Below are 13,595 nucleotides of genomic sequence, written 5' to 3'. Positions count from 1 at the left end.
CTTACTATTATTACCATGCGGCTGCTCCATACTTCCGACTGGCACCTGGGCCAGACCCTGCACAATTTCGACCGGACCTACGAGCACGCCTGCTTCCTCGAGTGGCTCGTGGAAACGCTCGTGGCGGAAAACATCGACGTGCTGCTGATCGCCGGCGACATCTTCGACAACGCCAACCCGTCGGCGGCCGCCCACCGCCAGCTGTACCGCTTCCTGCAGCAGGCGCGCAGCCGGGTGCCGCACCTGCAGGTGGTGGTCATCGCCGGCAACCACGATTCGCCGGGCCGGCTCGAAGCGCCCACCCCGCTGCTCGAAGCGCACGGTACCATCGTGGTCGGCAACGTGGGGCGCACGCCGGAGGGCGGGGTCGACCTGGAGCGCCTGCTGGTCCCGCTGCGCGGCCGCGACGGCGCCGTGCGCGCATGGTGCCTGGCAGTCCCCTTCCTGCGCCCGGGCGACGTGCCGCGCGTGGTGGCCGAAGACGCCTCACCCGGGCTCGATCCCTACCTGCACGGCACCGCCCTGCTCTACCAGCAAGCCTTCGCGCTGGCGCAGTCGCGCGCCACCTCGGGCGAAGCGATCATCGCCATGGGCCACTGCCACATGGTCGACGGCCAGTCGTCCCAGGATTCCGAGCGCCGCATCGTCATCGGCGGCACCGAGGCCCTGCCGGCCACGATGTTCGACCCGGCGGTGGCCTACGTGGCGCTGGGCCACCTGCACCTGGCCCAGCGCGTCGGCGGCCACGAGCACCGGCGCTACTGCGGCAGTCCGCTGCCGCTGTCCTTTTCCGAAGTCGGCTACCAGCACCAGGTGCTGCGCATCGAGCTCGACGGCCCGAAGACCGCATCGGTCACGCCGCTGCCGGTGCCGCGCGCGGTCCAGCTGCTGCGCGTGCCGGCCCAGCCGGCGCCGCTCGACGAGGTGCTGGCGGCGCTCGAAGCGCTCGAAGTTCCCGATACCTTGCCCGACGCCCCCGCCCACCAGCAGCCCTTCCTCGAGGTGCGCGTGCTGCTCGACGGCCCGGAGCCGGGACTGCGCTCGCGCATCGAAGCCGCCATCGGCGACAAGCCGGTGCGCCTGGCCAAGATCGAGCCGACCCGCCGCCATGCCGCGTTGGAAGCCGCCGGCGCAGCCCTGAGCCTCGACCAGCTGGCCCAGCTGCAGCCCGACGACATCTTCCGCCGCCTGTGGGCACAGCGCTACGGCATTGAGGCCCCACCCGAGCAGCTGGCCGCCTTCGCCGAACTGGCCACGGCCCTGGGCGGAGACGCGGCATGAAGATCCTGCGTATCAGCGGCAAGAACCTGGCCTCGCTGGCCGGCGAGTTCCTGGTCGACTTCGAAGCCGAACCGCTCGCATCGAGCGGCCTGTTCGCCATCAGCGGCCCTACCGGCGCGGGAAAAAGCACCCTGCTCGACGCCCTGTGCCTGGCACTGTACGACGCCACGCCGCGCCTGCTCAAGCGGGCCGGCAGCCAGCTGCCCGACGTCGGCGGCGACACCATCTCGGCGCTCGACCCGCGCACCCTGCTGCGGCGCGGGGCCGCCGAAGCCTGGGCCGAAGTCGACTTCGCCGGCAACGACGACATCCGCTATCGCGCGCGCTGGAGCGTGCGGCGCGCGTATAACAAGCCGAGCGGCGCCCTGCAGCCATCCAAGATGAGCCTGCACCGCCTGCCCGAGCTCGATCCGCTGGGCGGCACCAAGACCGAAGTCGCGCTCGAGATCGTGGGGCGCATCGGCCTCTCGTTCGAGCAGTTCACGCGTGCCGTGCTGCTGGCGCAGAATGAGTTCTCCGCCTTCCTCAAGACCGACGAGAACGAGCGCGGCGAGCTGCTCGAAACCCTCACCGGCACCACCATCTACAGCGACATCTCGCGCCGCGCCTTCGAGCGCTACCGCGCCGAGCAGGAGCGCACCCGGACGCTGGCCGCGAAGCTGGCCAACCAGGCGCCATTGCCGCCTGAAGAACGCGAAAAACTTGCGGCCGAGCGCGTGAATGCCGAGCTGGCACTCGAAGCCGTCGACGCGCGCCGCGCGGCCCTCGAAGGCGAACTGCGCTGGCACCACGAAGCCGCCAAGCTCGAACGCAGCGAAGTCCAGGCCGTCGAGGCGCAAGGGGCGGCGCAGGCCGCCCAGCTGGAAGCGGCCGGACGCCGCCAGCGCCTGGCCACGCTCGACGCGGTACAGCCGGCCCGGCCGCTGGTGCTGGAGGTCGTGCGCCTGCAAGAAGAACGCAAGGCCGCCTTCGAATCGACCGGCAAGCTCGAAAGCGCGCTCGCCACCGCGGTCGAGGCGCGCCGCCAGGCCGTGCTCGACGCCGATGCCGCATTGCTTGCGCTCGAAGCCGGAGAGAGCAGCTTGCGCACGGCCGGGCCGCAGCTCGACACGGCCAAGGCGCTCGACGCCGCCATCGCCGCGCTCGCGCCTTCGCACCAGCAGGCGGCAAGCGCGCTGGAAGCGGCGCGCAACGAAGCCCGCCAGGCGCGCGCCGTGCACGGCGCCAAGTCGACCGAACACGAGGCCGCCAAAGGCCAGCGCGAACGGGCCGCCGCGTGGCTGGCCGCGCACGCGCGCCTGGAGCCGATGGCGGCCCAATGGCCACTCTGGGACAAGTTGCTGGGCGGGGCGGCCCAGGCGATCGCGCTCGAGGCGTCCGCGGCCGCGGCGCTGGCGGCGGCAAGCCGGCAGGCACACGACGCCGCCGCCGGGGAAGGGGCCGCCATGGCGGCCCTGCACGATGCCACCGGGCGCCTCGAGCTGCTGGACACGGCGCGGCGCGAGGCGATGTCCACCCTCGAGGCCAGCGACCCGCAGGCGCTGGACAACGAACGCCAGGCCCTGGACGCACATCGCGAACGCCTGGGCGCCCTCGAGAAGGCCTGGACGGCGCTGCTCACCACGCGCCAGGAAACCACCGGCATTGCGGCCGAACTCGACCGCGTGGACACGGCCCGCGCCGGCGCCAGCGGCCTGCTGGACGCGGCGCGAGCCGCCGCACCCGCGCTGGCGGCCGCCATGCAGCAGGCCGAGAAATCGCTGGCAGTGGCCGAACTGGCCTGCGCCGCCAACGTCGAACAACTGCGTGCCACGCTGGATGCAGACGCGCCCTGCCCGGTGTGCGGCTCGCACCAGCATCCCTACCGCGACGATGGCCGCGAAGACGTACTGCGCGGCATGCTCGCAAACCTGCGACGCGAAGTCACCGACTGCCGGGCCCGACTGCGCGAGAACGAAGCGGTCCAGGCGGCGCAGGCTGCCACACTTGCCGCTTCCACCGAGCGCCTTGCCGGATTGCAGCGCGAACACGGCAGCCTGCGCAAGCTGCTCGACGAGCTCGAAGCCGAGTGGACGGCGCAGCCGCTGGCCGCCGAGGCGCCGCAAGAGGACGCGCGCACGGCCTGGTTCGCCGAAGCGCGCGCCGCCCTGCGTGACGCTGCGGCAAGCCTGGACAGCCGCGCCGCCGCATTGCGCCGCGCGGCAGGGGCGCGTGACGCCGCCCAGGCCGCCTACGACAAGGCCCAGCAGGAACATGCGCGCCTGCGCCAGTCGGCCGACAGCGTCCGCGAGCGCGGTGCGCGTGCGCAGGTCGAATTGCGCACCCTGACGGTTCAACACGAAACCGCGGCCGCTCAGTTGGCGGCGCTTCTTGCCGAACTCGACCCGGTGCTTGCCGATGCCTGTGGCGATGGCTGGCAGGACGCCTGGCGCGGGCAGCCGGCCGGCTGGCGCGAAGCGCGTGCCCAGGAAGCTGCGCAATGGCAGGAACAAACGGCGCAGCAAGCCCGCAGCGCCGCCGCGGCCGCCACGTTCGAGGCCGAAGTGGCCGCCGCACTCGAGCGCATTGCTCGTGCGGACGGGCACGGGGCCGGAATCGCCGCCGAATTCAAGCGCATCGACGATGCCCTGAAAGAGCAGCGCGCCCAGCGGCTTGCGTTGTGGAACGGTCGCCCCGTTCTCGCAGTGGAGCAGGAACTGCAGGCCGCCGTGGACGCCGCACGCAAGCAGCTTGCGGCGCGCCAGGCGGTGGTCGCCGAGACCGCGCAGCGCGAGGCCAGTGCCCGCAGCGCGCTGGTCCAACTGACCGAACAGATCGCCAGGCTCGAAGCCGCCGGCGCCAAGGCCGCGTCCGCGATTGCGGACTGGCTCGAAGACTACCGCAAGTCGGCCTTCGTCAATGGCCTCGACCCAGTCGAAGACGCGGCGGAACTTGGTCGCCTGCTGGCGGTCGGCGCCAACTGGCTGGCCCAGGAACGCTCCGCCCTGGGCACACTCGACGCCCAGGTCGCCAGCGCCGGCGCCGTGCTGGCGGAACGCCGCGCCCAGCGCGTGCTGCACGACGAGGGCCGGCCCGGGAGCGGCCTGAGTGCCGAGACAGTGGCGGCCGCGGTCGACGCGCTCACGGCAGAACAACGCGCGGCGCACGACCTGGCCACCGAACTGCGCATGCGCCTGGCCCAGGACGATACCCGGCGCGTGCAGGCGCAAGCGGTACTGGCCGAAGTCGAGCGCCAGCAGCTGGAAGAACAGCGCTGGGGCAAGCTGTCCGAACTAATCGGTTCCAGCGACGGCAAGAAGTTCCGCAACTACGCCCAGCAGTTCACGCTCGACGTGCTGCTCGGCTACGCCAATGCCCACCTCGGGCAACTGGCGCGGCGCTACCGCCTGGAACGCGTCAGCCACAACGGCGCGCCTTCGCTGGCGCTGATGGTGCGCGACCAGGACATGGGCGGCGAGGTCCGTTCCGTCAACTCGCTATCCGGCGGCGAATCCTTCCTGGTGTCGCTGGCGCTGGCGCTCGGCCTGGCCTCGCTGTCTTCGAACCGGGTGCGGGTGGAATCCCTGTTCATCGACGAGGGCTTCGGCAGCCTCGACACCAATACCCTGGGCGTAGCGATGGATGCGCTGGACGCGCTCCAGTCCTTAGGGCGCAAGGTCGGCGTGATCTCGCACGTACAGGAAATGACCGAGCGCATCGCGACCAAGGTGCTGGTGCGTCCGGGCGGTGGCGGCAGCAGCGCCGTCGTGGTCGAGTAGGCAGTCCGGTGTAGAATGCCGCTCTTCGCGAAACCCAACATCACACGCCCATGAAACCCGCCCGCTTCCTCACTTTCAAATGCGCCAAGTGCGCCAACCCGGTCAAGGTCACGCTGCAGAAGGTGTCGGCCTGCTCGCACATCCAGCCCTACCTGGGCGTCTGCGAGTGTGGCGAGCCCAAGCGCCACGCCACCGGCAGTCCGGACGCGGTGAAGTCCTACCTCGAATCGGCCGACGGCAACTGGCACCACCATCACTGATGCATCACGCGATGGAGCAGATCACGTGGCTGGAAGGCGGCGCCGAGCGCAGCGCGCAATGGCGTTCCGAGAGCGGCTGGCCGGCGCCGAAGAAGGTGGTCGTGGCCGACGACACCATGAATGCCGACACCGCCTACCGGCTGGCGCTGGACGGCACCGCCCTGCTCTGGCGCGGCGATTTCCAGAATGCACGCCAGCTCTTGACGGCGCTGGTGCGGCGGGTCGACGGCAAGCCTGACCGGGCCAAGCGCGCCAAGGCGCATAAAGTTCCGCCTACGCCGACCGAACTGTTCCACCGCCACCGCCTGCAGCAGCTGCAGCGCGCCCGTACCCTGGCAATGCTCCTGATTCCCTTCGACGCAGGCCACACGATTCCGTTGCGCCGCGCGCCCGACGTGCACGAAGCATGCGGGGAAGCCTACGGGCCGGCCGACAGCGGCTACGTCGCTTCGTTGCGCGAACTGCTGGGCGTGATCGGGGCCCACGAATGGCGCCGCAAGGGCGTGCGCATTCCGGCGCTCGACGCCAACATCCACCCGTGGTACGGCGTGTTCTCGCCGGTACGCGGCGAATACGTCGAGCTGGTGGCCCAGGCGCCGCTGCCCAAGGGAACGAAACTCGCCTTCGACATCGGCGCCGGCACCGGCGTGCTGTCGGCGGTGCTGGCGCAGCGCGGCATCGAGCGCGTGCTCGCCACCGACATGGATCCCAGGGCCCTCGGCTGCGCCCGCGAGAACATCGCGCGCCTGGGCCTCTCCGCCCAGGTCGAGCTGATCCAGGCCGACCTGTTCCCCGATGGTCGCGCGCCCTTGGTGGTCTGCAATCCGCCCTGGCTGCCGGGCAAGCCGAGCTCGGCTATCGAATACGCGATCTACGATCCCGACAGCCGCATGCTCAAGGGTTTCCTGGGCGGCCTGGCGGCCCACCTGGAAGCGGGCGGCGAAGGCTGGCTGATCCTGTCGGACCTGGCCGAGCATCTCGGCCTGCGCCCGCGCGAGCAATTGCTCGGCTGGATAGCCGATGCGAAGCTGGAAGTCGTGGCGCGCCACGATGTGCGGCCGACCCACGGCAAGGCGAGCGACGCGGACGATCCACTGCACGCGGCACGCTCGCGTGAAGTGACGTCGCTGTGGCGCCTGCGCGCGGTCTCGTAGGGTGGGCGGCTATACCCGACGCGCAGAGTAGCCCGCTGCATCACTGCCGCCCACGCGTTCAACAAGCGGCCGATCAGCCGCAGCGCCTGCACGACGGCGATGTGACCCCGGACTTTCCGTCCGAAAAAATCACCATTGCGCCGCTTGCCGACCCGCGCTATAATTCTGGTGCGGGGTGGAGCAGTCTGGCAGCTCGTCGGGCTCATAACCCGAAGGTCACAGGTTCAAATCCTGTCCCCGCAACCAAATACCGACAAAAGCCCGACTCTTGCAGCCGGGCTTTTGTTTTCTGCGGTAGCCGGAGCAGAGCAGTACACGCTGATGAGAGACAAGAAAGACAACGCGACGATCGACTTGCCTGGCTTCGAGCCTGCCGCACCGCTCGACCCGGTTGTCGAACCGAAGCGCGCCGCTCCGCGCGCGCGTCGCGCCTTGCTGAAGCAAGAGCAACTGCTGCTGCTCGAAGAAACCGACACCACCGGCCTGCCCGTCTGGCGCCACGACGAGAACCTCGACCTGACCGGCCTGCCGGTCTGGGCCCCGGCTTCCCGCTAGTTTGCCCCATCGAGTTCGCCACATTGGCTACACTGTTGGCCATTTCCTTGGCTGGACTATCATGAACACGCAAGCATTCACTTCGCTGCCACTGGCGCCGCGCTTTCTCGCCAACCTCGCCACCCTGGGCTACCACGGGATGACGCCGATCCAGGCCGCTTCGCTGCCGGCCGTGCTCGAAGGGCGCGACCTGATCGCCCAGGCCAAGACCGGCAGCGGCAAGACCGCCGCCTTCGGCATCGGCGTGCTGAACAAGCTCAATCCCGCCTGGTTCGCTGTGCAGGGCCTGGTGCTGTGCCCGACGCGCGAACTGGCCGACCAGGTCGCGGGCGAACTGCGGCGCCTGGCGCGCGGCGTGGGCAACGTCAAGATCCTGACCCTGACCGGCGGCGTGGCCATGCGCCCGCAGATCGCTTCGCTCGAGCACGGCGCCCACATCGTGGTCGGCACCCCGGGCCGCATCCGCGACCACCTCGGCCGCGCCACGCTGGACCTGTCGAAGGTACAGACCCTGGTGCTGGACGAAGCCGACCGCATGACCGACATGGGCTTCTTCGACGAGATCGCGGGCATCGTGTCGGCCTGCCCGCAGCATCGCCAGACCCTGCTGTTCTCGGCCACCTACCCGGACGACATCCGCTTCGCCACCGCCGCCTTCCTGCGCGATCCGCTCGAAGTCGCGGTCGAAAGCCAGCACAGCGCTGAAAAGATCGAACAGCGCTTCTACGAGATCGGCTTCGAGGAACGCGATGAAGCGGTGGCGCGCCTGCTCAAGCATTACCAGCCGGTCTCCACCCTCGCCTTCTGCAACACCAAGGCCCACTGCCGCGAACTGGCCGAACACCTGCGCGCGCAGGGCTTCTCGGCGCTGGCGCTGTACGGCGAGCTGGAACAATGGGAACGCGACGAGATCCTGGTGCTGTTCTCCAACCGCAGCTGCTCGGTGCTGGTGGCCACCGACGTCGCCGCGCGCGGCCTCGACATCCCCAATCTCGACACCGTGATCAATGCCGACGTATCGAAAGATCCGGAAGTGCATGTGCACCGCATTGGCCGCACCGGGCGCGCCGGCGAGAGCGGGCTGGCGCTGACCCTGGCCGCGCCGAACGAAAAGAAATGGGTGCGCCTGGTCGAGGAATACCAGGACGCACCGGCCGAGTGGCACAAGCTCGACGAACTGGGCGAACACCTTGAGGCGGCCGCGCCGGCGCCGATGCTGACGCTGCACATCGCCGGTGGCAAGAAGGCCAAGCTGCGTCCCGGCGACATCCTCGGCGCCCTGTGCGGCGAAGCCGGCCTGGGCAAGGAACAGGTCGGCAAGATCAACGTGGGCGAGTTCGCCAGCTATGTCGCCCTCGACCGCCATATCGCCCACGCCGCGGTCGCCAAACTCAGCGACCGCAAGGCGCCGGGACCGGAATTCGGCGCCATCAAGGGCCGTTATTTCAAGATGCGTTTCCTGGATGTCTGAGTCCCCGTTTCAGAATTTGTAGCAAGATGTAACAGCTGCGCACGGTTGGCTCAGCAACGCCGCCGGCGCGGCAAATCTGGCATTATTTGTCAAAATACAAATACCGTGCTTGTGACACATTCTGGACAGCTTCCAGAGACGTTTACCCTGTGTCGCGGCGCGGCTCGACGCCATGATGACCAGCACACCCGTAACCCAGCAACAGCAGACCGACGGCAGGACCGTGCGCGAAGTTGTCGAGTTCAACCAGGAACTCGTCAACGAGGTCTGGTGCCGGCGCATTTTCCGCCAGATACTGCAGTCGCTCGAACTGCAGTACGCGATGCAGATGCCGCACCGCCCCATCAGTCCCGACACCGTGCTGGTGCTCGACTCCGGCGACCCGATGCTCCTGCCCTCCCCGGATGTCGGCACGGCATGGTCTGAAGCGGGTGACATGCATGACCTGGCCGCGGTGGTCCATTACGCCATCACCCGTGAATACCCGCCGGTGGGGCCGCTGCAGGGACGCCTGGGTCCCGCCCAGAGCAACAATGGCAACGACTACAGCGACAGCTTCATCACCGCCGTCGACCGCTGCCTCTCGCCCGACCCGCAACAGCGCCCGCGCACCATCGACGCGCTGCGCAACCTGCTCGGGATCGTGCCGCTCGGCCCCGCCGTCCCGACCCAGCCCCTGTCCCCGCAGCCGGATCCGGCAGTGTCCTTCCACAAGGAACCGGCGCCCGTTACCGAAACGGGCGGCATGAAGCGCTGGCTCATGCTCGCCGGCGCGGCTACCGTACTCATGGTTGCGCTCGGCGCCCTGTTTGCCTTGCTGCACGGGGCGGATACGCGCGATAACGTCGTCCTGGCCTTGCCGGGCGACGCCGGGCCAGCGACCGAATCCCAGGACGTCACCGCTACGCCCCAGCCGATGACGCCGGCAGCAGGAAGCACCGACCCCGCGATCCTCGCCGCCACCGACCTGTCCGCCTTGCCCGCCACCACGTCGCCCGCCGATCCGTACACCGCCACGATCCCGCCGGCCGCGGCGGTGCCGGCGGCGCCCGGCCAGCCGGCGGCGAACCGCCGCTTGCCCGCCGGGGACGCGGCGTCGTACAAGCTGGTGATCAAACCCTGGGGCATGGTGCAGGTCAACGGCGTCGACTACGGCGCCAGCCCGCCGCTCAAGCGCCTGAACCTGGCGCCGGGGCAGCACACGATCCGCATCGTCAACCCGAATTTCCCCGAGCACAGCATCACGGTCAACGCCGTCAAGGGCGCTTCCTCGGTGATCGAAATGGACTTTACCGAAGAGGAGGTCGAGTGATCCCACGCATCCGGCAAACTGGCCTGCGCGCCTGCCTGCTCGGCGCGGTGCTGCTGCTGGGCGGCTGCGCCGAACTGAATTCGCAGCTCAATTCCATCCTGGGCAAGAATGAACCGCGGCCCCACTCGCGCGGCGACGATCGTCCGCGCCCGCGCACCGAGCGCGCAGAGCGCAACGAGCGGCCCGCCCCGCGCCCGGAGCGCCCGGCCGCCGACCGCGACGACAACGCCCTGCGCGATGGCATCGCCCTGTACCACGACGGCGACTTCAACGGCGCGATCAAGCGCCTGAACTCCGGCGACATGAACGGCGGCTCGCTGCGCAACCGCGTCAGCGCGCTCAAGTACACCGCGTTCAGCTATTGCGTCACCAACCGGCCGGGCCCGTGCCGGCAAGCCTTCGAACGCGCATTGCGCCTGGATCCCTCCTTCGACCTGGCGCCTGGCGAGCAGGGCCATCCGCTGTGGGGGCCGCAATTCGCCAAGGCGCGCCAGGGCGGCGCGCGCGAAGCGTCGCGCTGAACGGACAGCCTATTACAGTTTCGGATTGATCGTGGCCGGATACACCGGCGCACGACGGCGCTTCGACGCCTGTTCGTAGGCATAGGCCATGCCGATCAAGGAAGCCTCGCTCCAGGCGCCGCCCACGAACGACATCCCGACCGGCAGCCCACGCGTAAAACCGGCCGGCACCGTGATGTGGGGATAGCCCGCCACCGCGGCCGGGGTCGAGAAACTGCCACCGTAGTGGTCGCCATTGATGTAGTCGGTAAGCCAGGCCGGGCCGCCGGTGGGCGCCACCAGCGCGTCCAGCTTGTGCTCCTTCATGACCTGGTCGATGCCTTCGTCGCGCGAATAGCGCAGGTCATTGGCCAGGGCTTCGCGGTATTCGCGCGCATCCAGTCCCGGCTTGGCCGCGGCGGCCACCAGGTGTTCCTGCTTGAAGTAAGGCATTTCGCGGGCCGCGTTCTTTTCGTTGAACGCGATCACATCACCCATGTTCTTGACCGGCGCATGTGGCGCGTAGTTCTTCAGGTACGCTTGCAGGCCCGGCGCGAATTCGTACAGCAGCACCTGCAGTTCGCTGTCGTTGTACTTGTCGACATTCGGCACTTTCACGTCCACCAGGATCGCGCCCTGGGCCTTCAGTACTGCCAGTTCCTTCTCGATGATCGCGTCGACCGCATCATTGCTGCCGAAGAAATTGCGTGCGACACCGATGCGCTTGCCCTGCAGGCCATCAAGACGCAAGGCCGCCGCATAGTCGGCGAGGTGGTCCTTGCTGTCGGCGGTCGCCTTGTCGTCGGCATCCGGGCCGGCCATGGCGGCCAGCATCAGCGCCGCGTCCGCCACGCTGCGCGTCATCGGGCCGGCCGTGTCCTGCGAATGGGCGATCGGGATGATGCCGCTGCGGCTCAGCAGCCCCAGGGTCGGCTTGAAGCCGACGATGCCGCACGAGGAAGACGGCGAAACGATCGAGCCGTCGGTCTCGGTGCCCACGGTCAGCGTCGCCAGGCTCGCCGCCGCCGCCGCGCCCGAACCCGAGCTGGAACCGCTGGTGTTGCGGTCGAGCGCGTACGGATTCCTGGTTTGCCCGCCGCGGCCGCTCCAGCCGCTGGTCGACCGGGTCGAGCGCATGTTCGCCCATTCGGACAAATTGGTCTTGCCGATGATGACGGCGCCGGCATTGCGCAGCAGCGTGACGATGTGCGCATCCTTGACCGCACGCACGCCGTCGAGGGCCAGGGAACCCGCGCTGGTGCTCATGCGGTCGGCGGTGGCGATGTTGTCTTTCAACAGAACGGGGATGCCGTGCAGCGGTCCGCGCAGCTTGCCGGCGGCGCGTTCGCGGTCCATCTCGGCTGCAATGGCGAGCGCGTCGGGATTGGTTTCGATGACCGCGTTCAGGCGCGGACCGGCCTTGTCCACGGCGGCGATGCGCGCCAGGTATTGCTGCACCAGCGATGTCGAGCTCAGCTTGCCGGCGGCCATCTGGGCGCCCTGCTCGCGCACGCCGGCGTCGAGGACGCCGGCGGCGCCCGCGCCCGGCGCCCTGGCGGCAAAAGCGGTCTGCATTATCCCGGCGCTTGCCCCGACCACTACCCCCGCACCTGCTCCGAGCCGAACGAAATCCCTGCGCTTCATACAAGCCTCCGTGTCAAATAATGCATGAGCATAGCAGCAAAAGTTACTCATGTGACACGTTGCGCCGCTAGCTGCGTGGCCGGTCTTCGAAGGCCGGAGAGCGTCGACGGCCGGACATTGTCTGCTGCGGCGCAGGAGCAGTGTTGCCGGCCCGTTCCATTGTTCCGGAAGCTTTGTTCTGATGCGGGCAAGAAGTTTCCCGATCAGGTGTTCTCCTGTAGCGGCAGAACATGCATACTTGCGAGCTGGGCATGGCGACTCCTTTCGTCTATCTGGAACCGTGCCCACCCGACAGTCGCAAGACCTGATACCATGCACAAAGCGGAACACGATTCCGTATTATAATCGGAACCGCGTTCCGTTTAATAGATATTTTTTATGGATACCACACCCAAGCAAGAAGAAACCGCAGCCTCCGTGGACGGGCCAGCAGGTCGCTCCAAGCGAGTCGATGCCCAGCGCAACCTGCATTCGCTGCTGGAAGCAGCCATGGCGGTGTTCGCGCAATCGGGTGTCGATGCCCCCGTGCGGGAGATCGCCGATCGCGCGGGCGTGGGCGTCGGCACGCTCTACCGCCATTTCCCCCAACGGGCTGACCTGATCATTGCGGTCATGAAATCGCAGATCGATGCCTGTGCCGATGCCGCCGCCGTCTACGCTGCCGCGCATCCACCGGGTGAGGCGTTGGCTCGCTGGATGCAGCGCTACGTCGACTTCATCGTGACCAAACGCGGATTGTCGGGCGCCCTGCAGTCGGACAATGCCGCGTACGCGGCACTGCCCGATTATTTCTACAGCCGCCTGCGCCCTGCCCTTTCCGGCCTGCTGCAAACGGCGGTCGAGCAGGACGTGATACGGCCGGGTTTCGAGGCGGACGAGTTGTTGCGGGCAGTGGCGACGCTGTGCAAGGCGAATCCCGAGGAGGACACGGCAGCGACCAGGAAGATGGTGGGGCTGATGGTGGATGGCCTGCGCTGCCGGCCCGGAGACCGATAGCCGGGTTCGGTGAACGATGAACGAAAAAAAAACGCTGCCGAGGCAGCGTTTTTCTTGTCCAGCAGTCGTTCGCGTGAAGCTTAGTTGCGCACGACTTTCTTGTATTCGTTGGTACGGGTGTCGATTTCGATGACGTCGTCGGTGCTGACGAACAGCGGCACCATCACGATGTGCTGCTTGGCTTCGATGGCGTTCTCGATCTTGGCTTCCTTCAGGACGTTACCCGAAGTGTTGCCCTTGACGGCCGGCTCCGAGTACACCACCAGGCGTGCGATGGTGGTCGGCAGTTCGACCGAGATCGCCTTGCCGTCGTAGAACACCGCTTCGCATTCCATACCGTCTTTCAGGTAGTTGATGGCGTCGCCCATGTTCTCTTCTTCGATTTCGTACTGGTTGTACTCTTCATCCATGAAGACGTACAGCGGGTCGGCGAAGTACGAGTAGGTGACCGGCTTCTTGTCCAGCACGACCACGTCGAACTTGTCGTCGCCGCGGAACACGTTTTCCAGCGGTGCGTTGGTCAGAAGATTCTTCATCTTCCACTTGTAGGTGAAGCCCGTGCGGCTCGAGCCGTTCACGTCGGAACGCAGCACGATGAACGGCTTGTCTTCGACCATAATGATGTTGCCAACACGGATTTCTTTAGCGAATTTCATAGTAATTT

General features: G+C 67.8%; 11 protein-coding genes and 1 tRNA gene. 10 read left to right on the top strand and 2 right to left on the bottom strand.

The features are described from left to right. Positions 1–15 precede the first annotated feature (15 nt). The 9 genes from AC56LU_RS17725 to AC56LU_RS17685 all read left to right on the top strand — a co-directional run bounded on the left by AC56LU_RS17725 (position 16) and on the right by AC56LU_RS17685 (position 10,312). Positions 16–1,281, top strand: a complete 1,266-nt coding sequence (locus tag AC56LU_RS17725) for an exonuclease SbcCD subunit D C-terminal domain-containing protein (RefSeq protein ID WP_497176937.1) — start codon at positions 16–18, stop codon at positions 1,279–1,281. Next, positions 1,278–5,039: an AAA family ATPase gene (locus AC56LU_RS17720; RefSeq protein ID WP_497176936.1), complete on the top strand. Its 3,762-nt coding sequence runs from the start codon at positions 1,278–1,280 to the stop codon at positions 5,037–5,039. Before AC56LU_RS17725 ends, AC56LU_RS17720 begins: the two co-directional genes overlap by 4 nt. Positions 5,040–5,089: 50 nt before the next feature. Further along, positions 5,090–5,299 (top strand): hypothetical protein, encoded by a 210-nt coding sequence (locus AC56LU_RS17715; RefSeq protein WP_497176935.1) that lies wholly within the window; start codon positions 5,090–5,092, stop codon positions 5,297–5,299. Then, a complete protein-coding gene (locus tag AC56LU_RS17710) occupies positions 5,299–6,453 on the top strand; it encodes a methyltransferase (RefSeq protein ID WP_497176934.1) in 1,155 nt (384 codons plus the stop codon). Before AC56LU_RS17715 ends, AC56LU_RS17710 begins: the two co-directional genes overlap by 1 nt. Positions 6,454–6,622: 169 nt before the next feature. Further along, positions 6,623–6,699 (top strand) — tRNA-Met (locus AC56LU_RS17705). Positions 6,700–6,774: 75 nt separating this feature from the next. After that, positions 6,775–7,008 carry a hypothetical protein gene (locus tag AC56LU_RS17700; RefSeq protein WP_497176933.1) on the top strand — a complete coding sequence of 78 codons (234 nt, stop codon included), beginning with the start codon at positions 6,775–6,777 and terminating at the stop codon, positions 7,006–7,008. A 61-nt stretch (positions 7,009–7,069) separates the two neighbouring features. Continuing rightward, positions 7,070–8,479 (top strand): ATP-dependent RNA helicase DbpA, encoded by a 1,410-nt coding sequence (gene dbpA / locus AC56LU_RS17695; protein ID WP_497176932.1) that lies wholly within the window; start codon positions 7,070–7,072, stop codon positions 8,477–8,479. 175 nt (positions 8,480–8,654) lie between these two features. Then, positions 8,655–9,791, top strand: coding sequence for a serine/threonine-protein kinase (locus AC56LU_RS17690; RefSeq protein WP_497176931.1), 1,137 nt, complete (start codon positions 8,655–8,657; stop codon positions 9,789–9,791). Continuing rightward, complete coding sequence (locus AC56LU_RS17685; RefSeq protein ID WP_497176930.1) at positions 9,788–10,312, top strand: TssQ family T6SS-associated lipoprotein; 525 nt, start codon at positions 9,788–9,790, stop codon at positions 10,310–10,312. The genes AC56LU_RS17690 and AC56LU_RS17685 overlap by 4 nt, the downstream gene beginning before the upstream one ends. 12 nt (positions 10,313–10,324) lie before the next feature. On the opposite strand, the gene AC56LU_RS17680 is transcribed toward AC56LU_RS17685, so the two are convergent. Further along, positions 10,325–11,935 carry an amidase gene (locus AC56LU_RS17680; RefSeq protein WP_497176929.1) on the bottom strand — a complete coding sequence of 537 codons (1,611 nt, stop codon included), beginning with the start codon at positions 11,933–11,935 and terminating at the stop codon, positions 10,325–10,327. Positions 11,936–12,313: 378 nt separating this feature from the next. Here AC56LU_RS17680 and AC56LU_RS17675 point away from each other — a divergent pair, with 378 nt between their 5' ends. Continuing rightward, entirely contained in the window at positions 12,314–12,931 is a 618-nt protein-coding gene (locus AC56LU_RS17675) for a TetR/AcrR family transcriptional regulator (protein ID WP_497176928.1), read from the top strand. A gap of 80 nt (positions 12,932–13,011) precedes the next feature. Here AC56LU_RS17675 and AC56LU_RS17670 read toward each other — a convergent pair whose 3' ends face one another. Beyond that, the gene (locus tag AC56LU_RS17670; RefSeq protein ID WP_497176927.1) at positions 13,012–13,587 is read right to left on the bottom strand and encodes an elongation factor P; all 576 of its coding nucleotides are present in this window, start codon (positions 13,585–13,587) and stop codon (positions 13,012–13,014) included. Between the last annotated feature and the right edge of the window lie 8 nt (positions 13,588–13,595).

Source organism: Telluria sp. PB2R4, from assembly GCF_059685695.1.
The sequence above is the reverse complement of the archived record's forward strand: the minus strand, read 5'-3'. Positions and strand labels throughout refer to the sequence as shown.

What these genes read in the sequence shown, in the direction of transcription:
- AC56LU_RS17675 (WP_497176928.1), top strand. Translation starts at nt 12,314, where the DNA reads ATGGATACCACACCCAAGCAAGAAGAAACCGCAGCCTCCGTGGACGGG.
- dbpA (WP_497176932.1), top strand. Translation starts at nt 7,070, where the DNA reads ATGAACACGCAAGCATTCACTTCGCTGCCACTGGCGCCGCGCTTTCTC.
- AC56LU_RS17690 (WP_497176931.1), top strand. Translation starts at nt 8,655, where the DNA reads ATGACCAGCACACCCGTAACCCAGCAACAGCAGACCGACGGCAGGACC.
- AC56LU_RS17725 (WP_497176937.1), top strand. Translation starts at nt 16, where the DNA reads ATGCGGCTGCTCCATACTTCCGACTGGCACCTGGGCCAGACCCTGCAC.
- AC56LU_RS17720 (WP_497176936.1), top strand. Translation starts at nt 1,278, where the DNA reads ATGAAGATCCTGCGTATCAGCGGCAAGAACCTGGCCTCGCTGGCCGGC.
- AC56LU_RS17700 (WP_497176933.1), top strand. Translation starts at nt 6,775, where the DNA reads ATGAGAGACAAGAAAGACAACGCGACGATCGACTTGCCTGGCTTCGAG.
- AC56LU_RS17680 (WP_497176929.1), bottom strand. Translation starts at nt 11,935, where the DNA reads ATGAAGCGCAGGGATTTCGTTCGGCTCGGAGCAGGTGCGGGGGTAGTG.
- AC56LU_RS17710 (WP_497176934.1), top strand. Translation starts at nt 5,299, where the DNA reads ATGCATCACGCGATGGAGCAGATCACGTGGCTGGAAGGCGGCGCCGAG.
- AC56LU_RS17715 (WP_497176935.1), top strand. Translation starts at nt 5,090, where the DNA reads ATGAAACCCGCCCGCTTCCTCACTTTCAAATGCGCCAAGTGCGCCAAC.
- AC56LU_RS17670 (WP_497176927.1), bottom strand. Translation starts at nt 13,587, where the DNA reads ATGAAATTCGCTAAAGAAATCCGTGTTGGCAACATCATTATGGTCGAA.